The following is a 23,843-nucleotide window of genomic DNA, read 5'->3' on the forward strand; positions in this document are numbered from 1 at the left end:
TGGGGTCAGTGGGTCGGTGCGACGGCGATCTCCTCGCCCTCCACATCGGTGAACGGGCCGCGGCGATCCGCGAGTACGCCGTAGGTCAGGGCTCCCAGGATGGCGGCGATGAACCAGGAGAAGGAGCTGATGACGTGGAAGATCGGCACGAAAGTCAGGATCAGCGCGAGCGATCCTGAGATCGCGAGGGCCGCAACGGCGCGGGGGTTGAACCCCTTCCGGTAGTGGTACTCGCCCCGGTTGTTCTCGGTGTAGAGATCGAGCACGTTGATCCGCTGCTTCTTGATGAGCCAGTAGTCGACCATGATGATGCCGAACAGCGGCCCGAGCAGGGCGCCGAGGCCGTTGAGGAAGATGCCGATGACGACGGGGGAGTTGTACATGTTCCACGGCAGGATCACGAGGCCGATGACGGCCGAGATCAGTGCGGCCCGACGGAAGTTCAGGTGGCGGGGGAACAGGTTCGTGAGCGCGTAGGTGGGGGCCACAAAGTTGGCCATCAGGTTCACCGCGATGGTGAGGACGATGAGGGCGAGCGACGCGAGGACGAGGAGCACGGTGTTCGGCAGCGCCGCGACGACGTCGGCGGGGGAGGCGATCGCGACGCCGTTGATCTTGAATGAGCCGCCGGCGAGTGCAAGGACGACGAGGCCGAAGAACAGCATGTTCACCGGGATGCCCCAGAAGTTACCGCGGACGATGGACTTCTTCGACATCGCCCCGCGTGTGAAGTCGCAGAAGTTCAGGACGAAGGTGCCGTAGATCGCGACCCAGGCGGACGCGGCGCCGAGCATACCCAGCCAGAGTTCGGCCCCCGTCAGGGGGTTCCCGTTGTTCCAGGCGATGCTGAAGTCGGCCTGTACGAACACCCAGATCGCGAGCGAGACGAAGGTGAAGAGGATGACGGGCCCAGCGAAGGCCTCGTACTTGCGGATCATCTCCATGCCGTAGCTGACGATGATCGTCTGCACGACCCAGAGCGCCAGGAAGCTGATCCATCCGAGGGACGACAGGCCGAGGAACGACCCCTCCTGCATGCCGGCGGCCGAGGGGGCGATGGCGATGATGACGACCTGGAGCACCTGCGAGGCGAGGTAGGTCTGGATGCCGAACCACGCGATCGCGACCGCGCCACGGAGGAGACCGGGGATCTGGGCGCCGTAGACGCCGAAGGAGATGCGGCTCATCACCGGGAACGGGACGCCCGTCTTCTCGCCCATGTAACCCGAGAGCGTGAGGAGGAGGAACAGGAAGAGCGCGCCGAAGGCGAGCGCGCCGAGAATGGCGCCCCCGCTCATGCCGAGCGAGAAGAGACCGATGGCCCAGACGTAGTTCCCAAGGCTGTGCACGTCGTTGGCCCAGAGGGTGAAGATGCTGTAGGCGCTCCAGGTGCGACCCGTGCGCGTTGTCGGCGCCAGGTCGCGGTTGTACAGCCGAGGGCTGATCCCCGCGTTGATGGCGAACACTGCTGACGGTGCCGGGTCAATCAGACCCTCCGACGCGCGGCTCGGAACGTGGACGACTTCGTCCTGCGACATGGGTACTCCTTGGGATGACATCTTCGTCAGAAAATTCTCGTTGTTTCACATTGCGGAAACTACATTCCACGAGATGGGAATGAGTTCACCATATGCCGGCGGGGCTGTCAAGCGCTTCCAGCGAACTCTCCGGCGCGCCAACGACGGACGAGTTCCGCGCCGATCGCCTGCAACAGTGGGCCGGTCTCGCGCATGCTCGTTTCGGCGTCGGGCGCACGATCCGCCGTCGCGAAGCAGCCGACGAATCCAGCGTCCCGCCACGCCTCATCCGTCAAGAGGGAGCGTCCGCAGACCACGGCTGTCGGCACGCCGAGGGAGGTCGCCGCGGCGAGCACGCCCATCGGCGTCTTCCCCCCGAGGCTCTGCTCATCGAAGGATCCCTCTCCGGTGATCGCGAGGTCGGCGCCCGCGAGATGTGCCCGCAGCCGGGTGAAGTCGACCACGACATCCACGCCGGGGAGTCGCTCGGCACCCAGCACGGCGAGGGCGGCGAAGCCGACACCCCCCGCGGCGCCCGCACCCGCGTGCGGCGCGAAGTCCTCCCCGCCCGTGGCCTCGCGCAGCGCCCGCGCGAACGCGGTCAGCGCGCGCTCGAGCTGGAGCACCTGCGCGGGTGACGCACCCTTCTGGGGGGCGAAGACGCACGCCGCGCCACGCGGTCCGAGGAGCGTGTGGTCGACATCGCTGGCGAGCTGAAAGCTCGTCGACGCGATCCGCTCGTCGAGACCGGAGAGATCGACCTCGACGACATCGGCGAGCGCAGCTCCGCCGTCTGCGACCTCCTGGCCGTCCGCGTCGAGCAGGCGGGCCCCGAGGGCCGCCAGCATGCCGGCGCCGCCGTCCGTCGAGGCGCTGCCGCCGATGGCCAGCACGACCCGACCAGCCCCGGCGTCGAGCGCCGCCCGGATCAGCTCGCCCGTGCCGCGGGAACTAGCGGCCAGCGCATCACGCTCCCCCTCGTCGACGAGCGCGAGGCCGGAGGCGGCCGCCATTTCGACGACCGCCTCGTCGCCCCGCACCGCGATCGCTGCGCGCACGGGCGCGCCCAGCGGCCCGGTGGCATCTACCTCGACGCGAGAGAACCCATTCGCCAGCGCCGCGTCGAGGGTGCCCTCGCCGCCGTCCGCCATCGGGACCACCGTGATATCGGGGTCGGCGCACGCGGCCCTGACCCCGATGCCGATGTGGTCCCCGACCTCCTGCGCCGTGAGGGAGCCCTTGAACTTGTCCGGAGCGATGACGATGCGCATGGCAGTCACGTTACTCCGTCGCTAGCCGGCCGGCACCGCGGCGGGCTGCAGCGGGATCGTCGCCGTGGGCGCATCGTCCGGACCCGTTGCGAGATCCTCGAACTCGTTGATCGCATCGATCCCGGCCCCGCTCATGGCGATGTTCGTGATCCGCTCGAGGATGACCTCGACGACCACGGGCACCTGGAACTGGCTCATGAGGTCTTTCGCGCGGATGAACGCGGCGTGGAGATCCTCGACCTCGCGCACCCGGATCGCCTTGCACCCGAGCCCCTCGGCAACCTTGATGTGATCGACTCCGTAGCCCTCGGTCTCGGGGCTGTTGACGTTGTCGAAGGCGAGGGACACGTGGTAATCCATCTCGAAGTTCCGCTGCGCCTGGCGGATGAGCCCGAGATAAGAGTTGTTGACCACGACGTGGATGTACGGGAGCTTGAACTGCGCACCCACCGCGAGCTCCTCGATCATGAACTGGAAGTCGTAGTCCCCGGAGAGCGCGACGACGGGCGTGCTCGGGTCGGCGGCGACGACGCCGAGCGCTGCGGGAAGCGTCCAGCCGAGCGGACCGGCCTGGCCGCAGTTGATCCAGTGACGGGGCCGGTAGACGTGGAGCATCTGGGCGCCGGCGATCTGCGAGAGACCGATCGTCGTCACGTACCTCGTGTCGCGGCCGAACGCGCGGTTCATCTCCTGGTAGACGCGCTGCGGCTTGATCGGCACATTGTCGAAGTTCGTCTTGCGCTGCAGCGAGCCCTTGCGCTGCTGCGTTTCGTCGACCCAGGCGGCGCGATCCGGCAGCGTTCCGGCGCTCTGGCGCTCACGAACGGCTTCCAGCAGGCCGCGAATGGCGGCGCCCGCGTCGGAGACGATGCCGAGATCCGGAGCGAACACGCGCCCGATCTGCGTGGGCTCGATATCGATGTGCACGAACTTGCGGCCGCGGGTGTAGACGTCGAGGGAGCCGGTGTGGCGGTTCGCCCAGCGGTTGCCGACGCCGATGACCAGGTCGCTGGCGAGCAGGTTCTCATTGCCGTAGCGGTGCTGCGTCTGCAGCCCGACCATACCGGCCATCAGGCGGTGGTCGTCGGGGATCACGCCCCAGCCCATCAGGGTCGGGATCACCGGCACGCCCAGCGTTTCAGCGAGCTCCACGAACTCGTCCGCCGCATCGGCGTTGAGGATCCCGCCGCCCGCGATGAGCACCGGCTTCTCGGCTGCGTCGAGCATGGCGAGCACGCTGTCGATCTGCGCACGACTCGCCTCGGGCTTCGCGAGGGGGAGCGGCTCGTAGAGGTCGATGTCGAACTCGATCTCCGTCTGCTGCACGTCGATCGGCAGGTCGATGAGCACCGGGCCAGGGCGGCCCGAACGCATGAGCTGGAACGCCTGCTGGAAGATGCCAGGCACCTGGCCGGCCTCGAGCACCGTCTTCGCGAGCTTCGTGACCGGCTTCGCGATAGAGGCGATGTCGACGGCCTGGAAGTCCTCCTTGTCGAGCTTCGCGACGGGCGCCTGACCGGTGATGCAGAGGATCGGGATCGAATCGGCAGATGCCGAGTAGAGGCCCGTGATCATGTCGGTGCCCGCAGGACCTGAGGTGCCGATGCAGATGCCGATGTTGCCCGCCTCTGCACGGGTGTATCCCTCGGCCATGTGCGAAGCACCCTCGACGTGGCGGGCGAGCACGTGCTTGATGCCCCCGTGCGCTCGCATCGCCGAGTAGAACGGGTTGATCGCCGCACCGGGGAGGCCGAACGCCTGCGTGGCGCCCTCCTTCTCCAGGATCAGCACTGCCGCGTCGACGGCACGCATCTTTGCCATGGTGAAACTCCTTTATTTCTGACGGAGGGAAGGTCGTTCTTCGCTCCGCGTGCGGGGGACGCCCGCGATGGGTGATCCGAGGGTCGGCCAGGCAGGGTGTGAGTAATAACGCCCGGTCCGACCCTCGAGCTGGGGTTAGCCGTTCGAGCGTCCGGAGAGCTCGCCGGCGAGTTTGAAGAGGCCCGAGTGGTCGAGCGCACCGTCGCCGCGGGCGACGAGGGCGGACACGAGCTGGGCGACGGCGGAGCCGAGGGGCACGACCACCCCGGCCTCGCGCGCCGCGGCGGTCACGATGCCGAGATCCTTGTTGTGCAGTGCGAGGCGGAAGCCGGGATCGAAGTTGCGATCGAGCATCTTCTGCCCCTTCTGATCGAGGACCTTCGAGCCGGCGAGGCCACCGCCGAGCACGCGCAGCGCCGCATCGGTGTCGACGCCGTAGGCCTCGAGGAAGGTCACCGCCTCGGCCAGCGCCTGGATGTTCACGGCGACGATGAGCTGATTCGCGGCCTTCACGGTCTGGCCGGCGCCCGAGGGGCCGACGTGCACGATCGTCTTGCCGACGACGTTCAGCACCTCCTCCGCTGCAGCGAAGTCCTCAGCCTCGCCGCCGACCATGATCGACAGCACGCCGTCGATGGCACCCGGCTCGCCGCCTGACACGGGCGCGTCGAGGGGACGCAGACCGGCCTCGACGGCCTCGGATGAGAGGCGCGAGGCCACGTCGGGACGGATGGAGGAGAAGTCGATCCAGAGGGCACCGGGCTTCGCGTTCGCGAAGACGCCGTCCTCCCCCGACACCACGGCCTCGACGTCGGGGGAGTCGGGAACCATGGTGACGACGATGTCCGCATCGGCGACGGCCTCTGCCACCGTCGAGGCGCCCTGGCCGCCCTCGGCGACGAGCTTCTCGACCTTGGCGCTACTGCGGTTGTAACCGACGACGGTGTGACCGGCCTTGACGAGGTTGATCGACATGGGGAGTCCCATGATTCCGAGTCCGATGAAGGCGATGTTCGACATTGAGGGCCTTTCTGGTGTGATGCGAAGAGAGTCTGAGAGGGGTTAGGCGCGGGCCGCGGCCTGGAGCCAAGCGAACGGATCGTCCTGCGACTGCTTGTACTCGAGGCCGATGACCCCGTCGTACCCGAGCTCGCGGCTGCGGTCGATCCACTGCTGGAGCGGGAGCTGGCCGGTGCCTGGCTCACCGCGACCGGGATCGTCGGCGATCTGGATGTGGCCGAACTCTGCGGCGTGGGCTTCGATGACGGCGGCGACGTCATCGCCGTTGACGGCGAGGTGGTAGAAGTCCGCCAGCAGTTTCACGTTGTCGCGGCCCACCCGGGCGATCACGTCCAGCGCGTCCTGCGCGGTCTTGAGCGGGTACTCGGGGGCGCCAGAGACCGGCTCCACGAGCACCGTGCCGCCGATGCGGGCGACGGCGTCTGCGGCGAGCGCCAGGTTCTCGGCACCGAGTGCGTCCTGCTCCTCAGGCGTGACGCCGTCGATCCGCTTGCCGTAGAGCGCGTTGAAGGCCGGTGTGCCGAGGCGCTCGCCGATCTGCGTGACGACGTCGAGGTTGTCGCGGAACTCGCCGCTGCGCTCTGGGTTCGAGAGGACGCCGCGATCGCCGGCCGGCATGTCGCCCGCGAAGAGATTGAGCCCGGTGAGGCGGACTCCGGCGTTCTGGATCGCGGCCACGAACGCGTCGACCTCGTCGCTCGCCGGCGTTGCGGTGGCGAAGGGCCACCAGAACTCCACGGCCTCGAAGCCTGCGGCCTTGGCCGCGGCGGGGCGCTCGAGGAGCGGGAGATCGGTGAGCAGGATGGACGCGTTGACGGTGTACGACATTGGACGACCTCACTTTCGCGGTTCGATGGCACTGGCTTGACTTTCACGATGCGGAAGACAAGTTCTGTTGTGTGAAAGAAGCGTAACCCCGGCTGCGCGGAAGTGTCAACCCGCTCCCCCGCAGGACCCTTCACACGCCAGGGCGCCCTTCCCGCACCGCACCCCCTTCCCGCCCCCGAGTGAACGCAAATCGTTCCACTTCAGGGAAAAACACAACGAACTGCGTTCACTCGGCGAAGACGACACGCGGGCGCGACGGGCGCGACGGGCGCGGCGGGAGGGCGCGAGAGCACGGGCTCGCGCAGGGGCACCCCGCGCACGACGAGGGCCCGGGGCCGCGTCTCCACGGTCCCGGGCCCTCGTACACTCACGCGCTACAGCGCGATCTGGCGGTTCACGTCCTTGTACAGGAGGTACCGGAACTTGCCCGGTCCTCCCGCGTAGCACGCCTGCGGACAGAAGGCGCGCAGCGAGAAGTAGTCACCCGGCTGCAGCTCGACCCAGTCGTCGTTGAGCCGGTAGACGGCGTTGCCCTCGAGCACGTAGATGCCGTGCTCCATGACGTGCGTCTCGAGGAACGGGATCTTCGCGCCCGGTTCGAACGTCACCACCGTGACGTGCATGTCGTAGGCGAGATCCTCGGGGTCGAAGAAGCGCGTGGTCGCCCACTTGCCGTCCGTTCCCGCCATGGCTCCGGCCTCGATGTCGCGCTCGTTGCCGGCGAGCGGCCGGGGCGTGAGGCCCGCGACCGGCTCGTACCGCTTGCGGAACCAGTGGAACTGCCCTGGAACCGAGCCCGTGTTGCGCACCGACCACGCGGTGCCTGCCGGGATGAACGCGTATCCGCCCTCGACGAGCGCGTGCTCGGTGCCGTCGACCGTGACCGAGAACTCGCCGCTCAGCACGAACAGGAAGCCCTCGACCTCGACCTGAGGTTCAGGAGCGTCCGAACCCCCGCCCGGCTGGACCTCCATGATCATCTGGGCGAACGTCGTCGCACCGCCGGACACGGGACGGTTCAGGATCCATCCACGCGTCTGCTCCCACTCCGGGAACACGCTGGCGACGATGTCTCGCATCACCGAGTTCGGGATGACGGTGTAGGCCTCGGTGACGATCGCCGCGGAACCGAGCGCGTCGGTCTGCGGGGGGAGCGTCGGGTCAATCGTGGCGTATGTGGGTGTCGACATCGATCCTCATTCCTTCGTTGCGGGGGTGTCGCGCCGCGGGTAGGCGAGCGCGACGAGCTCTGACTCGCCGATGCCGACGCGATCCGCCAGCTCTTCCGAGCTCACGGCGCCGGACTGCACGCCCCTCGCCAGGAACCCGGCGAGGGCACGAGCCGTGGCCGGCTCGTCGAGGAATCCGTCGGTGTTCTGCTCGACGTAGTTCCTCAGTCGCGTGGCGACCTGTTCGACGCCGTCACGGAAGAACGCGTAGCTGGCCGCGAACCGGCTCGGCAGGTGGGCCGGGTGCAGATCCCAGCCCTGGTAGTAGGCGCGCTCGAGCGATCGGCGCACGAGACGGCCGTGCAGCTGCCACACGGCGATGGTGCTCGCCTCGTCACCGGCGGGGACGACGTTCGTCGATCCGTCGGAGAGGCGCACACCGGTGCCTGCGACGGCGACCTGCATGACCTGCTTCGCGAAATCGGCGGCCGGATGCTCCATGGACTGCTGGGCCGCCGCGATCCCGAGCGAGGCCGAGTAGTCGTACGTGCCGTAGTGCAGGCCCGTAATCCGGCCAGCGCCGCGGTGCAGCAGCTCCGCCACCGGAATCGTCCCTCCGGCTCCGATGATCAGCTGCGGGGTCTCGACCTGCACCTCGAAGCCGAGGCGGCCCTGAGCCAGCTCGAGTGCGCCCTCGAGGCGTTCGAGCAGCCCCACCATCACCTCGACCTGCGCGACGGTGGTCACCTTGGGCAGGGTGAGCACGAGGCCTTCGGGCAGTCCGGCGGCACCGGTGCGCGACACGAGCGTCGTGAGGAAGAGGTCGAGCGTGCGGATGCCGCGCTCACGCGTATCCGCCTCGAAGCACTTGAACCTGATCCCGACGAACGGGGGAGCGGTTCCCGCAGCGAGGTCGTCGGCGAGCGCCTCGGCAGCCGCGACAACCGCGGCGTCCTCGGCCGCGTCACCGCGATCGCCGAACCCGTCCTCGAAGTCGATCCGCAGGTCTTCGATTGGCTCGCTGCCGAGCTTGACCAGCACCCGCTCGGCGACGATCGTGCGATCGGCATCGGCGATCCCGAGCTCTGCAACGAGACGCTCGATCCCGCCTACGCCGTCGACCGCGGCGAGCGCGGCGTCCCCCCACTCGCGGGCGAGACCAGGGGCGTAGCGATCACCCGCCACGTACACCGTGTGGATCGGCTGCCGGCTCCCCGAGTCCCCGGGGTACGAGGTCGCCAGGAGGCGGTCGGTGGGTGCGAGGGCTTCGGCGGCCGCCGCGAAATCGGCGGCCGCGAGTGAGGTCTGCGAAGTCTCCGTCACGCGGATCACCGCTGCTTCGTCAGCAGCTCGTACGCCGGCAGCGTGAGGAAGTCGGTGTACTCCTCGCTCAGCACGATATCGTGCACGAGCTCGCCTGCCGGAGCGTAGAAGCGCTCATAGGCGTCCACCGCAACCTCGCCGCGAAGACGGTCGAGCTCCTCCTCGAGCACGCTCTCCACGAGCTCGCGGGTCACGGTCTCTCCCGAGTCGAGCACCGTGCCGTTGCGCAGCTGCTGCCACACCTGCGAGCGCGAGATCTCCGCGGTCGCGGCGTCCTCCATGAGGTTATGGATCGCCACCGCTCCGTTGCCGCTCAGCCAGACGGCCGTGTAGGCCACCGCGACATAGAGGTTAGTGCGGAGGCCCGCCATCGTCGCGGTCCCCTGCAGCGAGGAGATGTCGATGAGGTCTTCCGCCTGGACGTCGACGTCGGGGCGCTGGCGATCGATCTGGTTCGGCTTGTCGCCGAGGACGCCGTCGAAGATCTCCTTGCACACCGGGACGAGGTCGGGGTGGGCGACCCAGGAGCCGTCGAACCCGTCGTTCGCCTCGCGGGACTTGTCGTCGCGCACTTTCTGGAACGCCTGCTCCGTCACCTCGGGCTCGCGCCGGTTCGGGATCACGGCCGCCATGCCGCCCATCGCGAATGCTCCGCGCTTGTGGCAGGTCTGCACCAGCAGCTCGGTGTACGCGCGCATGAAAGGCGCGGTCATCGCGACCTGCGCGCGGTCCGGCAGCTCGAACGAGTCGCCGGCGTCGCGGAAGTTCTTGATGATGCTGAACAGGTAGTCCCAGCGGCCGGCGTTCAGGCCTGAGGCGTGGGGGCGGAGCTCGTAGAGCATTTCGTCCATCTCGAAGGCCGCCGTGATCGTCTCGATCAGCATGGTGGCCCGGACCGTCCCCTCGGGGATCTCCAGCGCCTCCTCCGCGAACGTGAAGATGTCGTTCCAGAGGCGCGCCTCGAGATGGCTCTCCATCTTGGGCAGGTAGTAGAACGGTCCCTCGCCCTTCTCGGAGAGCACCTTGGCGTTATGGAAGAAGTGCAGCCCGAAATCGACGAGCGCGCCGACGGCGGTCTCGCCGTTGACCGTGACGTGGTTCTCGGGCAGGTGCCAGCCTCGGGGGCGCACGACCACGAGCGCCAAGGGCGCGTCGGTCCGCAGACGGTACTCCTTGCCCTCTGGCGAGGTGAAGGAGAGGTCGCCGCGTGCGGCATCGCTCAGATTCGTGATCGCGTCGATGACGTTGAACCAGCTCGGCGTCGAGGCGTCCTCGAGGTCGGCAAGCCAGACCTTCGCGCCCGAGTTGAGGGCGTTGATGGCCATCTTCGTCGGGCTGGCGGGCCCCGTGATCTCGACCCGGCGATCGGCCAGCGCGGCTGGCGGCTCCGGCACCTTCCAATCGCCCGCCCGGATCTCAGCTGTCTCGGGGAGGAAGTCGAGCTTCGGGTTGCGCGCCAACTCCTCGCGGCGCTCCGCGCGACGCTCGAGCAGGTCGGGCACACGACCGGCGAACCGCTCGTGAAGCTGCTCGACGAACGCGAGCGCCTCGGGGGTGAGGATCTCCGCGGATCGGGAGGTGGGTGCGTGGTCGGAGACCTCGATGGTCATCGCGCGTTCCTTTCTGCGGGGGTGTCTGCGGAGCCGTTGCGCTGAGCTACGGCGACGATCGCCTCGGCGACATCGCGGGCGACATCGCGGTCGAAGACGCTGGGGATGATGTAACTCGAGTTGAGCTGTTCGTCCGAGACGTTCCCGCTGATCGCGTCGGCCGAGGCGACGAGCATCTCGTCGGTGACGTCGGAGACGCCGGCGTCGAGCAGACCGCGGAAGACTCCGGGGAACGCGAGGACGTTGTTGATCTGGTTCGGGAAGTCGCTGCGGCCCGTTGCGACCACCGCCGCGTGCTTCGCGGCGAGGGCGGGATCGATCTCGGGGTCGGGGTTCGCGAGCGCGAAGACGATCGCCTGATCGGCCATGCTCTCGACATCGGCCTCGGTGAGCACGTTCGGTGCCGAGACGCCGATGAAGACGTCTGCTCCGCGCACGGCGTCGGAGAGCGAACCGGTGAGGTTCTCCGGGTTGGTGTGCTCGGCGATCCACTTCCGGTGCGGGTCGGAGTGCTCGTGATCGCGGGCGACGATCCCGGCGCGGCCCGCGGCCACGATGTGGGAGACACCGGATGCCTGGAGCAGCTGGATGATCGCGTTGCCCGCGGCGCCGACACCGGAGATGGCGACCCGGATGTCCTCGATCTTCTTGCCGACGACGCGGAGCGCGTTGTTCAGCGCGGCGAGCACGACGATTGCGGTGCCGTGCTGATCGTCGTGGAAGACCGGGATGTCGAGCTCCTCGCGGAGGCGCGCCTCGATCTCGAAGCAGCGTGGGGCCGCGATGTCCTCAAGGTTCACGCCGCCGTAGACGGGCGCGAGAGCCTTCACGATCATGACGATCTCGTCGCTGTCCTGGGTGTCCAGGCAGACCGGCCAGGCGTCGACGTCGGCGAACTGCTTGAAGAGCGCCGCCTTGCCCTCCATGACCGGGAGTGCGGCCTCCGGGCCGATGTTGCCCAGGCCGAGGACGGCCGATCCGTCGCTCACGACCGCGATCGTGTTCCGCTTCACCGTGAGGTTGCGCGCCAGGCCCTTGTCCTCGGCGATCGCCTTCGACACCCGGGCGACGCCGGGAGTGTAGGCGCGGGAGAGGTCGTCGCGGTTGCGCAGCTCCAACTTCGGCACGACCTCGAGCTTGCCGCCGAGGTGCATGAGGAAGGTGCGGTCGCTGACGTGCTCGACCTCGACGCCCGGCACCTCGCTGACCGCTGACGTGACCTGCTCGACGTGATCGGGGGACGAGGTGTTCGCGGTGATGTCGATCACCATGCTGTCCGGATGCGACTCGACGACATCCACCGCCGTGATCTGAGCGTCCGCCTGGCCCGCGGCTGCGACGACCTCGCTGGTGACGCTGAAGCCCGCTGGGGTCTTGAGACGAATGGTGACTGAGTATCCGGGACTCGGAGCTGCCATGGTGATCCTCCTTGATCGACTGGAACGAACGGGGGCGGTGAGCTGAGCCTCGGTGACCAACTTTTCCGCTTTGTGGATGTTTTCTTCTATTTTATGAAATCATACTAGGACGAGGTCCCGTGAGACGCAACAACCCTGCAGTAGGCACCACGGCGACGGCTCGTGCGTGAGACACTACACACTGGTGCATCCGTCACGGACGACGGGCAAGACACAGGGTCGTATCGGCACACGAATCATCTGAGAGGGAGCACATGGCAGAGCAGTCGAGCGGTGGAGTCCAATCCGTCGAGCGGGTCTTCGACCTGCTCGAGGCCATCACCGAGGCAGGCGGATCACTCACCCTCAGCGAACTCGCCGAGCAGTCTCAGCTGCCGCTCCCCACCATTCACCGCCTCCTCCGGACGCTCGTCGGGCGCGGATACGTGCGCCAACTCGCCAACCGCAGGTACGCGCTCGGGCCGAGGCTCATCCGCCTCGGCGACGGAGCGAGCACGCAGCTCGGCGCCTACGCGAAACCTCAACTCACCTCGCTCGTCGCCGAACTCGCCGAATCGGCGAACATGGCGGTCCGCGAGGGCGACCGGGTGCTCTACATCGCGCAGGTGCCCTCACCGCACACCATGCGCATGTTCACGGAGGTCGGGCGCCGCGCCCCCATGCACAACACCGGCGTCGGCAAGGCGATCCTCTCCCAGCTCGACGACGAGACGGTGCGCGGCATCATGAGTCGCGCCGGCATGCCGCGCGCGACCGACAAGAGCATCGGCGACGTCGACGAACTCCTCGCCGACCTCCAGCGCATCCGGGAACGCGGGTACGCCATCGATGACAACGAGCAGGAGATCGGGGTGCGCTGCTTCGCTGTCCCCGTTCCCAATGCCCCCACCCCCACCGCGATCTCCGTCTCGGGCCCCACCTCGCGCGTGGACGAAGCATTCGGCCTCCGGGCCGTACCGCTGCTCCAGAGCATCGCCGCCAGCGTCGGGCAGGAACTCCGCAGCAGCGGCGCCCGCTGAGGCACCCTCCCACACCCATGAGAGCGGACGCGACCTTCGAGGACCTCTTCGCGTTCGGGTCGGCGGCCGACACCACAGGCTGGGATTTCTCCTGGCTCGACGGCCGCGCCACCGAGGAACGCCCACCCTGGGGGTACGCACGCCTGCTGGCCGGACGACTCGCCGAGGCTACGGCCTCACTCGACCTGCAGACCGGAGGCGGCGAAGTCCTCGCTGAGGCGCCGCGGTTCCCTCCCATCGCCGTCGCCACCGAAGCCTGGCCGCCGAACGTGGCGCGCGCCACGCGCCTGCTCCACCCGCGCGGTGTCACCGTCGTCGCAGATACCGACGAGCCACCGCTCCCCTTCGCCTCGGACACCTTCGATCTGGTATCCAGCCGCCACCCTGCAACGATCTGGTGGGGCGAGATCGCCCGCGTACTCCAGCCAGGAGGCACCTACCTCGCCCAGCACATCGGCGCAGCCAGCGCCTTCGAACTCATCGAGTTCTTCCTCGGCCCCCAACCGGAAGCCCGGAAACTCCGCGACGTCGGCGCCGAAACCGCTGAGGCTCAGGCGGCCGGACTCGAGATCATCGACGTGCAGACCGCCAGGCTGCGGATCGAACTCCACGACGTCGCCGCCGTCGTCTACCTGCTCCGCAAAGTGATCTGGTGGGTACCCGACTTCTCCGTCGAACGCTACCGCGATCGCCTCAGAGAACTCCACGAGCGGATCACCCGCACGGGGCCGTTCGTCGCGCACTCCACCCGGCAGCTCATCGAAGCCAGGAAGCCGGCCCGCTGAACGCGGACCGGCTTCCTCCGGCGACGCCGGGAACGCGCTGCGTTCCCTTAAGCGTCGCCGCCCGAATTCCCCGTGTGGCCGGCGTTGACATCCTGCAGACGATACTGCTCGGCCGCACGCGCCGGCACATCCGCCGCGATCACGCCGTCGAGCGCGAGCGCCTCCAGCGTGCGCACCACGATCGACTCCACGTCGATCCGGAAGAAGCGTCGCGCCGCAGCACGGGTGTCCGAGAAGCCGAACCCGTCGGCGCCGAGCGACAGGAACCGCTGCGGCACGAACTGGGCGATCTGATCCTGCACCGCCCGCATGTAATCGCTCACCGCGACAACCGGACCGCCGCTGCTCTCCCGCAACCGCTGCGTCACGTAGGGCTCGCGCGGTGCGCGCTCGTGCAGCACAGCCTCGTCGGCGTCGAGCGCTTCGCGGCGCAGCTCGCTCCATGAGGTGACCGACCAGACGTCCGCCGCCACATCCCACTCCTCGGCGAGGATGCGCTGCGCTTCGATCGCCCACGGCACCGCGACCCCCGAAGCGAGCACCTGGGCTGGAATCGAGCCGCCACCGGCCTGCGCCACGCGGTGCATACCGCGGAGGATCCCCTCCACGTCGACGCCCTCGGGCTCCGCGGGCTGCGAGATCGGCTCGTTGTAGACCGTGAGGTAGTACATGACGTTCGGATCAGGGTGCTCCCCGCCGTACATGCGCTCGAAGCCGGAGCGCACGATGTGCGCGAGCTCGTACCCGTACGCCGGGTCGTATGACACCACGGCGGGGTTCGTCGATGCCAGCAGCGGTGAGTGACCGTCGCCGTGCTGCAAACCCTCGCCCATGAGCGTGGTGCGCCCCGCTGTCGCGCCGATCACGAAGCCTCGGGTCATCTGGTCGGCGGCCGCCCAGAAGGAGTCGCCCGTTCGCTGGAACCCGAACATCGAGTAGAAGACGTACACGGGGATGAGCGGTTCGCCGTGCGTGGCGTACGAGGTGCCCGCTGCGGTGAACGCCGCCACGGCACCCGCTTCGTTGATGCCGACGTGCAGGATCTGACCCGTCGCGGACTCCTTGTAGGCGAGGAGCAGCTCTCGGTCCACCGACATGTACGTGTGACCCTTGGGGTTGTAGATCTTCGCGGTCGGGAAGTAGGCGTCCATGCCGAACGTGCGCGCCTCGTCGGGAATGATCGGGACGACCCGGTGCCCCATGTTCTTGTCGCGCAGGATCTCGCGGAGGATGCGGGCGAACGCCATGGTGGTGGCCGCCTGCTGCGCACCAGAACCCTTCTTCGCGAGCTCGTACGCCTTCGCGTCCGGCAGCTCGATCTGGGTGTACTTCGACCGTCGCTCGGGTACGGCTCCGCCGAGTGCGCGGCGCCGCTCGAGCATGTACTCGAGTTCGGCTGATCCTGCTTCAGGCCGGTAATAGGGCGGCCGGTAGACGTCCTTGCCGAGTTCGGCGTCGGAGATCGGGATGCGCAGCAGGTCGCGGAACTCCGTGAGATCCTGCAGCGTCATCTTCTTCATCTGGTGCGACGCCATGCGGCCCTCGAAACTCGGACCGAGCTTGTAGCCCTTCACCGTCTTCACGAGGATCACGGTGGGCTGTCCGCGGTGCGCCATCGCCGCCTGGTACGCGGAGAACATCTTGCGGTAGTCGTGGCCGCCCCGGCGCAGGTTCCAAATTTGGTCATCGGTGTAGTCCTCGACGAGCTTCGCGGTGCGGGGATCCCGACCGAAGAAGTGGTCGCGCACGAACGCGCCAGACTCCGCCTTGTAGGTCTGGAAGTCGCCGTCCGGCGTGCTGTTCATGAGGTCGACGAGCGCGCGGTCGTGATCGCGGGCGAGCAGGTCGTCCCACTCACGGCCCCACACGACCTTGATGACGTTCCATCCGGCGCCCCGGAAGAAGCCCTCGAGCTCCTGCATGATCTTCGCGTTGCCGCGCACCGGCCCGTCGAGGCGCTGCAGGTTGCAGTTGATCACGAAAGTCAGGTTGTCGAGTCCGTCGTTCGCGGCGAGCTGGAGCATGCCGCGCGATTCAGGCTCATCCATCTCGCCATCGCCGAGGAACGCCCAGACGTGCTGATCGGAGGTGTCCTTGATGCCGCGCGCCTGGAGGTAGCGGTTCGCCTGCGCCTGGTAGATGGCGTTCATCGGGCCGATGCCCATCGACACCGTCGGGAACTCCCAGTACTCGGGCAGCAAACGCGGGTGCGGGTAGCTCGGCAGACCATGCCCGGCTCGCGACTTCTCCTGACGGAAGCCGTCGAGGTGGTCCTCGGTCAGACGCCCCTCGACGAACGATCGAGCGTACATGCCGGGTGAGGCATGTCCCTGGAAATAGACGTGGTCGCCCCCGCCCGGGTGGTTTTTCCCGCGGAAGAAGTGATTGAAGCCGGTCTCGTAGATCGTCGCCGCACCGGCGTAGGTGGCGATGTGCCCGCCGACCCCGCCCACCGACGGGTGCTGTGCCCGATGCACCATGACGGCGGCGTTCCACCGGATCCACGCCCGGTACCGGCGCTCGGCCGCTTCGTCGCCCGGATACCTGGCGTCGGCCGAGGCCGGGATGGTGTTGACGTAGTCCGTCACGATCGAGGAGGGATCCGAGGGGCCGGAGATCCCCCCGGACTCCTCGATCCGCTCCCGCATGCGGGCGAGCAGCGCGGAGGCCCGCCCTGGTCCGCCCGACGTGAGCACGCCCTCGATCGACTCCACCCACTCCGCGGTCTCCTGCGGATCCGTGTCGGTGGTCTGTCGGGTGCCTGGAGCGGAGGAGTCGAAGGGTGCGTTCACTGGTGAATCCGTTTCATGCGTGCGTAGGTGTGCGTGGATGGGGTCGGCTCAGTTGCCGCGCCGCCCCCAGGGGAGCCTGACGTTCCGCGTATTGGGGCGGACCTTGTCAGCGGTCGGGATGTGCAGCGAGGTGGTTTCGGTCCCGGTCTCGTTGACGCGCACGATCGGGATCTCAGCCCCCTCCTTCGAGTAGAGCTTGCCTCCGACGAAGGTGTCTCCGTCCTCGAGCGACTGCACCTCGTCCTCGCGCACCATGCGCGGAGGACTGGCGACGAACGCGTTCTTGTTGCGGCCGCCCCCGAACTTCAGCTCGTTGAAGATGATGTTCAGCAGGATCGCCATGATCGCGGCCGACGAGATGCCCGAGTGGAAGATGGTGTCGAACCAGGTCGGGAACTGCGAGTAGATGTCGGTCTTGACGACCGGCAGGAGCCCGAACGCGAGCGACGTCGCGACGATCACCAGGTTCATGTTGTCCTTGTACGACACCTTGGAGAGGGTGCGGATTCCGGACGCGGCGACGGTGCCGAAGAGGACGATGCCCGCCCCGCCGAGCACCGGCATCGGGATCGCACCCGCGACCCGTCCGAGGACCGGCAGTGCGCCGAGGACCACGAGGATAACGCCGCCCGCGGCGACGACGAACCGGCTCTTCACGCCGGTGATCGCGACGAGGCCGACGTTCTGGGCGAAGGCGGACTGCGTAAATGAGTTGAAGATGGGGGAGACCATGCTCGACACCATGTCGGCGCGCAGGCCGTTGGCGATGCGTCGCGAGTTCACCTTGGAACCGGTGATCTCACCGACGGCGAGGATGTCTGCCGCGGTCTCGGTGAGGATCACCAGCACCACGATGAACATGGAGATGATCGAGGCGACGTGGAACTCGGGCCACCCGAAGGCGAAGGGTGTCGGGATCGCGAAGATCTGGCCGCTGAAGACGCCCGAGAAGTCGGCGAGCCCCATCGGGATGGCGATCACGGTGCCAATGACGAGTCCGAAGAGGATCGCGAGGCGCGACACCATGCCGCTGCCCACCTTGCTGAGGATGATGACGACGAGCAGGGTGAGCCCTGCCAGCCCGACGCCCTGCACCGACCCGTAGTCGGGCGCAGCGGCGTTGCCGCCCATGATCCAGTTCCCGGCGACCGGGATCAGGGACAGGCCGATCGCGGTGATGACGATGCCGGTGACGACCGGCGGGAAGAAGCGGATGATCTGGGCGAAGAACGGCGTGATCAAGAAGCCCATGACGGAGGCTGCGAGCACGGCGCCGAAGATCTCATTGATGGTGCCGTCGCCTGCGACGATGGCGGTCATCGTCGCGACCGAGGCGAAGGAGGTGCCCTGCACGAGGGGCAGCTTCGATCCGAAGAACGGAATGCCCACGCTCTGCAGGATCGTGGCGAGACCGCCGATGAACAGGCACGAGGCGATGAGCAGTGCGATGGCGTCGGGATCAGCGCCGATCGCATTGCCGACGATGATGGGCGGGGCGATGATCCCGCCGTACATGGTGAGAACGTGCTGCAGACCGTAGGCGAAGGACTTACCGACGCCCAGCTTCTCGTTCTCGGGTTCTCCTTGGACGTCGATGGTCCCCGGGAAGGACCCCTTGTCTGCTGTGCTCTTGCTCATCGCGACCTCCTCGTCTGCGTGGCTCAGATGTGTAACGGGCGCGCACTGCGCAGCCCCGATGAGGTCCCCGAGCGCTCGGGCTCGGGGACCTCGGGATGGGAGAGGGCGCCGTTGTCGGCGTCAGCACTCACACGAAGGCGGGAATGCCCTTCCAGATCGCGTCGGTGTCGCCGAGACCGTCGCGGCGGAGCGTGCCCTCGATGAGCCCGTAGGGGCTGTGCGCCGCCCAGAAGACCTCGTTCGGGTTCTCCAGGCCGAACGGCTCGAGATCCACGACGAAGTGGTGCAGGTTCGGCATCGAGAACTTGATCTCGTCGATCTCGGGGTGCGCCTCGATGACCGCCTTGCCCATCAGGTACTGCGTCTCCTGCAGCGCTCGCGAATAGTGATTCGTGAAGGTCTCGAGCATCACCCGCTTGACCGACTCGTACGTAGCGTTGAAGTCGACGTCGGTGGTGTTGTAGAGCCACCGGGCGGTCACGCTCGTCGCGAGGATGCGATCGGTCGTCTCGGGGAGCGTCGTGTACTGATCACGGGGGTATCCGACGAACCCGGACTCCGTGGTCTTGAGGACCGAGAGATCCTCCAGCCCGGCCACCACATGATGCTGACCACCGTCGATCTTCACGATGGCGGTGCGGGTCTCTCCGCCCGAACCGCCGCGGAAGAACGAGTGGTCGTGACCCTCGCCGTTCACGGCGATGCGCTCCCAGGTCACCTGGCGGGCGCCCCAGCGGCCGCCTGACACCCAGTCGAAATCGTCCACAAAGTGCTGGCCGAGACGGAGCAGGAAGTCTTCTGGCGACCCGATGCCGTCCTTCGCGAACGCGAACACCGTGTTCTTCTGCGTGTCGGTGGCGACCACGTGCTCGTTGTTGCCGTCGTAGTAGGCCGAGTCGAAGTCGCCGTGCAACTGCGATACGACCGTCAGGTCTTCGATCGAGTGGCGGTCGCCGTTCTTGGTGACACGTACGACGTGGTTCTCGGCCTTGCCGTACTGGTTGTCACCGAGAACGACCTTGGTCTCGGACTGAACGTTGCTCGTCATAGGATTAGCTCCCTCGGTAGGTTGAGTAGGCGAACGGACTGATGAGTAGGGGAACGTGGTAGTGCTGCTCGGCGTCAGCGACCGTGAAGTCGATCGTGACGACCGGGTAGAAGGTCGGCGTGCCGCTGGCGGCGAAGTACTCGGCGACCTCGAAGCGCAGACGGTAGTGGCCGGGATCGAGCCGTTCGGGGCCGAGCTCACCGACGCGGCCGTCGCTGTTCGTGCGGCCCTCGGCGACGGCGTCGCCAGCTCCCGTCTCGAGCAGTACCCGGACGTCGGCGGCAGGCCGGCCGAGCGACGCATCGAGAATGTGCGTGGTGATGTGACTCATGCGGTCAGGATTCCTTCCAGTCTGAGCAGGGCGATCTCACGGAGCTGCTGCGCGACCTCGGCGGACTCGGTCTCCGAGTCGTTGTTGAGGCGACGACGGAGTTCGGCGAGGATCTCGGAAGCGGATCGCCCGGCGGCACGGATGAGGAAGACCCGACCGAACCGATCCTCGTATGCCCGGTTCCCGTCCAGCAGCGCTTGCGCCGCGGCCTCGTCAGCGCCGACACTCGACTGCTCGTTGCGCGAGAGTGCCGCCTCGGCGGAGTCGCCGCCCGCGCGCTCGCCGATGCGAGGGTGGAGAGCGAGAGCGGCGTCGACGTCCTCTGCCGTCCAGGTGCGTGCCTCGCGGTCGGCGAGCGCGAGCGCATCGGCGACGGAGGCGTAGGGGCGCGATGCGACGATGGCGTCGACCCACCGGTCGATGTCCGCGCAGGGTCGGATGACCGCGGCTGCGGCATCCGGGGATTGCGCGTTGAAGGATTCGAGCGACATTGCTGACCTTTCGGTTTTCACATTCCGGAAATGAAATTCCAGGTTGTGGTTATTGAGTGAATCACGTCCCCGAGGATTTTTCAACCCCGAAGGACTGCGGGTTTCGATACGCTGCGTGTGAGGCAGACGCCGCGCCATCGTGAACTTCGGAGGGGCACCCATGAATGACCTGCAGTGGACAGATCGGCGCGTGGCCGTCGTGACCGGAGCCGGATCGGGCATCGGTCGGGCGACCGCCCTCGAGTTCGCGCGGCGCGGCTGGGCGCTGGCACTCCTCGGACGAAGAGACGATCCGCTCCGACGGACGGCGGAGGCCGCGGGAGCCCCGACGCTCGTGCTGCCGGTCGACGTCACACGGCCCGCCGACGTCGACACGGTGTTCCAGCAGATCGGAGAAGAGTTCGGCCGGATCGACGTGCTCTTCAACAACGCAGGCTCGTTCGGTCCCTCTGGCCGCGTAGACGAGGTCGACTTCGACGAGTGGGCGCGCACGCTCGACGTGAACGTGACCGGCACACTCGTGTGCGCCGCATCGGCCTTCCGGATCATGCGCGAACAGCAGCCAGGTGGAGGCCGCATCATCAACAACGGTTCGGTCTCCGCCCGACGACCCCGCCCGCGCTCGGTCGCATACACGGCGAGCAAGCACGCCGTGACCGGCATCACCAGGTCCATCGCGCTCGATGGGCGCCCGTTCGGCATCACCGCCACACAGATCGACATCGGCAACGCCGAGACCGAGTTACTCTCGGGCATCGGCGCCGGGACCGGGGCGGCGCAGCCGGACGGCTCGTTCCGAGCCGAACCCGTGTTCCCGCCTGAGCATGCCGCGCGCATGGTCGTCGACGTCGCCGAGCTGCCGGCGTCCACCGCGGTCCACGAGCTGGTCATCACCGCGACAGGGATGCCGTACGACGGGAGGGGGTAGGGCTCCGGTCGCTCACACTCCGAGCTGGTCGCGCAATCGCCCGACGTGCCCGGCCGCGTCCACACGATACTCGGCGCTCCGTACCCGCCCGTCGGCGTCGAGCACGAAGGTTGAGCGCAGCGCGCCGATACGGGTCTCGCCACCGACGACCTTCTCACCCCAGGCACCCCAGGCCTGCGCCACAGCGTGGTCGGGGTCGCTCAGCAGCGTGAAGTCGAGGGCGTCCTCCTCCGCGAATCGGGCCAGCGTCTCCTGATCGTCTCCGGAGATCCCGATGACGTCGTAGCCCGCACCCTCGAGCGACCCCAGATTATCCCGAAAGTCGCAGGCCTCAGTGGTACACCCTGGGGTGAACGCGGCGGGATAGAAGTAGACAATGGTCTGACGACCGGCGAGATCGGCAGAGGACACCGACCGCCCCTCCGCGTCGCTCAGCGAGAAAGCGGGGGGCGTGTCCCCCGGCTGCAGTTCCGGACCGATCTGGCTCATCTTCGACGCCTTTCCGAGGCGCACGCCCCACTCAACCCTCCATATTTCGCATCATGGAAGAGTTCTTCTGTTGACTGAAATACACCGTATCTCTCCGATCGCCGAGACGCAACGCACCGCGCTCCGTCAGGCTTCGAGCCGCCTGAACGCCTCCACCGTGTCGATGGGCTGCCGCTGCCCCCCGACGTGCACGAGGGCGTCACCGTCCACCGTCACCTGCGACGCGTGCGCGCGCAGGGCGGCGACCTTCCGATCGAGCCAGGGCGAAATGTCGTACCGTTCCACTGAGCCGTCGTCGGCCGCGGCATCGAGGGGCACCGCTTCCCAGAAAGGAACCTCGAGGGCGTGCGCGACCGCACGGGCCGCACGATGCGCGAGCACGTGATCCGGGTGTCCGTACCCACCACCGTGGTCGTAACTCACGATCGCACCGGCTCCGGCGTCGTGCGCAGCGGCCACGAGGTCGTTCAGCACCTCCATGACGGGCGCTGCCGTCAACGCCTCGTCGTCCGCCTCCGGGGCCGCCGTCGCCCGCCCGTCAGCTCCCCACGACATCCCCGAGTCCTCGTAGATGCGCGGCGGGAGGCCCTCCGCCCGTGCGGGGCCTGCTCCGAGGAAGACGTGCCGCTCGACGCCCAGAGCGGCGAGCGCTGCCGCGAGCTCGGTCATCCGGTGGGCAGCGAGGCCCTGCGGGTCGGTCGCCTCCGTCGTCCCCGGGACGACCTCTCCCTGCTCGCCGCGAGACAGCGTCACCAGCAACGGCTCCTGGCCGGCTGCGGCGAGCGCCGCGAGCGTGCCGCCCGTGATGATCGTCTCATCATCGGGGTGGGCGTGAACGAAGAGTACACGCGGAACACCCGCGAACCAGGTCTTCGGATCCTCGGTCATCGCTCTCACTTCTCCTTCGCGAACCAGTCCAGCAGTCGTCGGGTCGCCTCCGGCTCGTCGAGGGGCCCCTCGTCGAGGCGAACCTCGAGCAGATACTTGTAGGCCTTTCCGACGAGGGGACCAGGCGGTATGCCGAGGATCTCCATGATCCGCTCCCCGTCGAGATCCGGGCGGACCGCGGCGAGCTCTTCGGCCTCCGCGAGCTCCGCGATCCGGCGTTCGATGTCGTCATAGGCGTGCTCGAGCCGCTCGGCCTTGCGCCGGTTGCGGGTCGTGACATCGGCGCGGGTAAGGATGTGGAGCTGGTCGAGCACCTCCCCGGCGTCGCGCACATAGCGCCGCACCGCTGCGTCGGTCCACTGCTGATCGCTGTACCCGAAGAAGCGGAGGTGCAGCTCGATCAGGCGAGAGACTGACTTGACCGTCGCGTTGTCGAAGCGCAGCTCGCGCAGGCGCTTGCGGGCGAGCTTCGCTCCGACCACATCGTGGTGGTGGAACGTCACGCCGCCGCGCTCGAACCGCCGCGTCGCCGGTTTTCCGATGTCGTGCAGCAGTGCGGCGAGGCGGAGCACGATGTCCGGAGCAGCGTCGCTCGCCGGGCTGCGCTGCTGCTCGAGCTCGATCGCCTGGCTGAGCACCGTGAGGCTGTGCTCGTAGACGTCCTTGTGTCTGCCGAGCTCGTCCTGCGCCGACACGAGCTCCGTGAGCTCCGGCAGAAAGCGTCTGGCCACCCCCGCGTCGACGAGCAATCGGATTCCCGGAACCGGGTCGTCGGCGCCGAGCAGCTTTACGATTTCGTCCCTGATCCGCTCGGCGGAGACGATGTCGAGACGGTCGGCGAGGTCGCTCATGGCTGCGCGTGTCTCATCGGAGACCGTGAACCCCAGTTGACCTGCGAAACGGGCGGCGCGCAGAATCCTGAGCGGGTCGTCGGAGAACGAGGCCTCCGGCGCCCCCGGCGTCCGGATGAGCCCGGCGAGCAAATCCTCGACGCCGCCCGAGACATCGACGAGTTTCATCTCGGGCAGCAGCAGCGCCATGGCATTGATGGAGAAGTCGCGGCGCACGAGATCGTCTTCGATGGTCTCCCCGAAGGTCACCTCGGGCTTCCGCGAGTCGTCCCGGTAGGTCTCGGCCCGGTACGTCGTCACTTCGACGGTCTCACCGGCGACCCGGGCCGCGATCGTCCCGTATGCCTGGCCGACGTGCCAGATCTTCGCGCTCACACCGGCGAGCACGCGCTCCGTCTCCTCCGGCCGAGCCGACGTCGTGAAGTCGAGGTCGGTCACCCGGCGCCCGAGCAACGCGTCGCGCACCGGTCCGCCGACGAGCGCGAACTCGTGTCCCGCGGCATGGAACGCGGCCGCCAGGGTGCGCACGGGCTCGGAGGCCGCGATATCGCTCAGGGCACGCATCGATTCAGCGAGAGGTCGCATCCTTCCAGCCTACTGGCCGCA

At 67.7% G+C, this 23,843-nt stretch carries 20 protein-coding genes; 3 read left to right on the top strand and 17 right to left on the bottom strand.

The genetic code is table 11. The features are described from left to right. Positions 1–5: 5 nt before the first annotated feature. From K8P10_RS15245 to K8P10_RS15285, 9 genes are all read right to left on the bottom strand, one after another. Positions 6–1,538, bottom strand: coding sequence for an NCS1 family nucleobase:cation symporter-1 (locus K8P10_RS15245; protein WP_224779728.1), 1,533 nt, complete (start codon positions 1,536–1,538; stop codon positions 6–8). Between the two features lie 107 nt (positions 1,539–1,645). Next, positions 1,646–2,788 carry a glycerate kinase gene (locus K8P10_RS15250; protein ID WP_224781313.1) on the bottom strand — a complete coding sequence of 381 codons (1,143 nt, stop codon included), beginning with the start codon at positions 2,786–2,788 and terminating at the stop codon, positions 1,646–1,648. Between the two features lie 21 nt (positions 2,789–2,809). Continuing rightward, positions 2,810–4,609: a glyoxylate carboligase gene (gene gcl, locus K8P10_RS15255; protein ID WP_224779729.1), complete on the bottom strand. Its 1,800-nt coding sequence runs from the start codon at positions 4,607–4,609 to the stop codon at positions 2,810–2,812. Between the two features lie 135 nt (positions 4,610–4,744). Then, positions 4,745–5,629, bottom strand: coding sequence for a 2-hydroxy-3-oxopropionate reductase (locus tag K8P10_RS15260; RefSeq protein WP_224779730.1), 885 nt, complete (start codon positions 5,627–5,629; stop codon positions 4,745–4,747). 42 nt (positions 5,630–5,671) lie between these two features. After that, complete coding sequence (locus K8P10_RS15265) at positions 5,672–6,457, bottom strand: hydroxypyruvate isomerase family protein (protein ID WP_224779731.1); 786 nt, start codon at positions 6,455–6,457, stop codon at positions 5,672–5,674. Between the two features lie 374 nt (positions 6,458–6,831). Beyond that, a complete protein-coding gene (locus K8P10_RS15270; RefSeq protein WP_224779732.1) occupies positions 6,832–7,647 on the bottom strand; it encodes a bifunctional allantoicase/(S)-ureidoglycine aminohydrolase in 816 nt (271 codons plus the stop codon). A 6-nt stretch (positions 7,648–7,653) separates the two neighbouring features. Continuing rightward, positions 7,654–8,949, bottom strand: coding sequence for an aldolase (locus K8P10_RS15275; protein ID WP_224779733.1), 1,296 nt, complete (start codon positions 8,947–8,949; stop codon positions 7,654–7,656). Positions 8,950–8,954: 5 nt separating this feature from the next. Next, positions 8,955–10,559, bottom strand: a complete 1,605-nt coding sequence (gene aceB / locus K8P10_RS15280) for a malate synthase A (protein WP_224779734.1) — start codon at positions 10,557–10,559, stop codon at positions 8,955–8,957. After that, on the bottom strand, positions 10,556–11,977 hold the full coding sequence (locus tag K8P10_RS15285; protein WP_224779735.1) for an NAD-dependent malic enzyme: 1,422 nt from the start codon (positions 11,975–11,977) through the stop codon (positions 10,556–10,558). Before K8P10_RS15285 ends, aceB begins: the two co-directional genes overlap by 4 nt. A 254-nt stretch (positions 11,978–12,231) precedes the next feature. Here K8P10_RS15285 and K8P10_RS15290 point away from each other — a divergent pair, with 254 nt between their 5' ends. Together K8P10_RS15290 and K8P10_RS15295 are read left to right on the top strand one after the other, a co-directional pair. Continuing rightward, the gene (locus K8P10_RS15290; RefSeq protein ID WP_224779736.1) at positions 12,232–12,996 is read left to right on the top strand and encodes an IclR family transcriptional regulator; all 765 of its coding nucleotides are present in this window, start codon (positions 12,232–12,234) and stop codon (positions 12,994–12,996) included. A 17-nt stretch (positions 12,997–13,013) separates the two neighbouring features. Next, a complete protein-coding gene (locus K8P10_RS15295) occupies positions 13,014–13,781 on the top strand; it encodes a class I SAM-dependent methyltransferase (RefSeq protein ID WP_224779737.1) in 768 nt (255 codons plus the stop codon). Between the two features lie 47 nt (positions 13,782–13,828). On the opposite strand, the gene aceE is transcribed toward K8P10_RS15295, so the two are convergent. From aceE to uraD, 5 genes are all read right to left on the bottom strand, one after another. Continuing rightward, positions 13,829–16,573: a pyruvate dehydrogenase (acetyl-transferring), homodimeric type gene (gene aceE / locus K8P10_RS15300; RefSeq protein ID WP_224779738.1), complete on the bottom strand. Its 2,745-nt coding sequence runs from the start codon at positions 16,571–16,573 to the stop codon at positions 13,829–13,831. A 48-nt stretch (positions 16,574–16,621) separates the two neighbouring features. After that, a complete protein-coding gene (locus K8P10_RS15305; RefSeq protein WP_224779739.1) occupies positions 16,622–18,211 on the bottom strand; it encodes a nucleobase:cation symporter-2 family protein in 1,590 nt (529 codons plus the stop codon). 127 nt (positions 18,212–18,338) lie between these two features. Next, a complete protein-coding gene (pucL, locus tag K8P10_RS15310; RefSeq protein WP_224779740.1) occupies positions 18,339–19,259 on the bottom strand; it encodes a factor-independent urate hydroxylase in 921 nt (306 codons plus the stop codon). Between the two features lie 4 nt (positions 19,260–19,263). Further along, positions 19,264–19,590, bottom strand: coding sequence for a hydroxyisourate hydrolase (uraH, locus tag K8P10_RS15315; RefSeq protein WP_224779741.1), 327 nt, complete (start codon positions 19,588–19,590; stop codon positions 19,264–19,266). After that, the gene (gene uraD / locus K8P10_RS15320) at positions 19,587–20,081 is read right to left on the bottom strand and encodes a 2-oxo-4-hydroxy-4-carboxy-5-ureidoimidazoline decarboxylase (RefSeq protein WP_224779742.1); all 495 of its coding nucleotides are present in this window, start codon (positions 20,079–20,081) and stop codon (positions 19,587–19,589) included. Before uraD ends, uraH begins: the two co-directional genes overlap by 4 nt. A 160-nt stretch (positions 20,082–20,241) precedes the next feature. Here uraD and K8P10_RS15325 point away from each other — a divergent pair, with 160 nt between their 5' ends. Beyond that, a complete protein-coding gene (locus K8P10_RS15325) occupies positions 20,242–21,009 on the top strand; it encodes an SDR family oxidoreductase (protein ID WP_224779743.1) in 768 nt (255 codons plus the stop codon). Between the two features lie 12 nt (positions 21,010–21,021). Here K8P10_RS15325 and bcp read toward each other — a convergent pair whose 3' ends face one another. The 3 genes from bcp to K8P10_RS15340 form a co-directional block, all read right to left on the bottom strand. Then, complete coding sequence (bcp, locus tag K8P10_RS15330) at positions 21,022–21,498, bottom strand: thioredoxin-dependent thiol peroxidase (RefSeq protein WP_224779744.1); 477 nt, start codon at positions 21,496–21,498, stop codon at positions 21,022–21,024. A 126-nt stretch (positions 21,499–21,624) separates the two neighbouring features. Further along, the gene (locus tag K8P10_RS15335; RefSeq protein WP_224779745.1) at positions 21,625–22,386 is read right to left on the bottom strand and encodes a PIG-L family deacetylase; all 762 of its coding nucleotides are present in this window, start codon (positions 22,384–22,386) and stop codon (positions 21,625–21,627) included. 5 nt (positions 22,387–22,391) lie between these two features. Further along, positions 22,392–23,822, bottom strand: coding sequence for a CCA tRNA nucleotidyltransferase (locus tag K8P10_RS15340; protein WP_224779746.1), 1,431 nt, complete (start codon positions 23,820–23,822; stop codon positions 22,392–22,394). Positions 23,823–23,843 lie beyond the last annotated feature (21 nt).

Origin of the sequence: Leucobacter sp. Psy1, from assembly GCF_020096995.1 — a bacterium.
Taxonomy (GTDB): Bacteria; Actinomycetota; Actinomycetes; order Actinomycetales; family Microbacteriaceae; genus Leucobacter.

What these genes read in the sequence shown, in the direction of transcription:
- bcp (WP_224779744.1), bottom strand. Translation starts at nt 21,498, where the DNA reads ATGAGCCAGATCGGTCCGGAACTGCAGCCGGGGGACACGCCCCCCGCT.
- uraH (WP_224779741.1), bottom strand. Translation starts at nt 19,590, where the DNA reads ATGAGTCACATCACCACGCACATTCTCGATGCGTCGCTCGGCCGGCCT.
- aceB (WP_224779734.1), bottom strand. Translation starts at nt 10,559, where the DNA reads ATGACCATCGAGGTCTCCGACCACGCACCCACCTCCCGATCCGCGGAG.
- K8P10_RS15335 (WP_224779745.1), bottom strand. Translation starts at nt 22,386, where the DNA reads ATGACCGAGGATCCGAAGACCTGGTTCGCGGGTGTTCCGCGTGTACTC.
- K8P10_RS15325 (WP_224779743.1), top strand. Translation starts at nt 20,242, where the DNA reads ATGAATGACCTGCAGTGGACAGATCGGCGCGTGGCCGTCGTGACCGGA.
- K8P10_RS15305 (WP_224779739.1), bottom strand. Translation starts at nt 18,211, where the DNA reads ATGAGCAAGAGCACAGCAGACAAGGGGTCCTTCCCGGGGACCATCGAC.
- K8P10_RS15340 (WP_224779746.1), bottom strand. Translation starts at nt 23,822, where the DNA reads ATGCGACCTCTCGCTGAATCGATGCGTGCCCTGAGCGATATCGCGGCC.
- gcl (WP_224779729.1), bottom strand. Translation starts at nt 4,609, where the DNA reads ATGGCAAAGATGCGTGCCGTCGACGCGGCAGTGCTGATCCTGGAGAAG.
- K8P10_RS15260 (WP_224779730.1), bottom strand. Translation starts at nt 5,629, where the DNA reads ATGTCGAACATCGCCTTCATCGGACTCGGAATCATGGGACTCCCCATG.
- pucL (WP_224779740.1), bottom strand. Translation starts at nt 19,259, where the DNA reads ATGACGAGCAACGTTCAGTCCGAGACCAAGGTCGTTCTCGGTGACAAC.
- K8P10_RS15295 (WP_224779737.1), top strand. Translation starts at nt 13,014, where the DNA reads ATGAGAGCGGACGCGACCTTCGAGGACCTCTTCGCGTTCGGGTCGGCG.
- K8P10_RS15285 (WP_224779735.1), bottom strand. Translation starts at nt 11,977, where the DNA reads ATGGCAGCTCCGAGTCCCGGATACTCAGTCACCATTCGTCTCAAGACC.
- K8P10_RS15265 (WP_224779731.1), bottom strand. Translation starts at nt 6,457, where the DNA reads ATGTCGTACACCGTCAACGCGTCCATCCTGCTCACCGATCTCCCGCTC.
- K8P10_RS15250 (WP_224781313.1), bottom strand. Translation starts at nt 2,788, where the DNA reads ATGCGCATCGTCATCGCTCCGGACAAGTTCAAGGGCTCCCTCACGGCG.
- uraD (WP_224779742.1), bottom strand. Translation starts at nt 20,081, where the DNA reads ATGTCGCTCGAATCCTTCAACGCGCAATCCCCGGATGCCGCAGCCGCG.
- K8P10_RS15245 (WP_224779728.1), bottom strand. Translation starts at nt 1,538, where the DNA reads ATGTCGCAGGACGAAGTCGTCCACGTTCCGAGCCGCGCGTCGGAGGGT.
- K8P10_RS15290 (WP_224779736.1), top strand. Translation starts at nt 12,232, where the DNA reads ATGGCAGAGCAGTCGAGCGGTGGAGTCCAATCCGTCGAGCGGGTCTTC.
- K8P10_RS15270 (WP_224779732.1), bottom strand. Translation starts at nt 7,647, where the DNA reads ATGTCGACACCCACATACGCCACGATTGACCCGACGCTCCCCCCGCAG.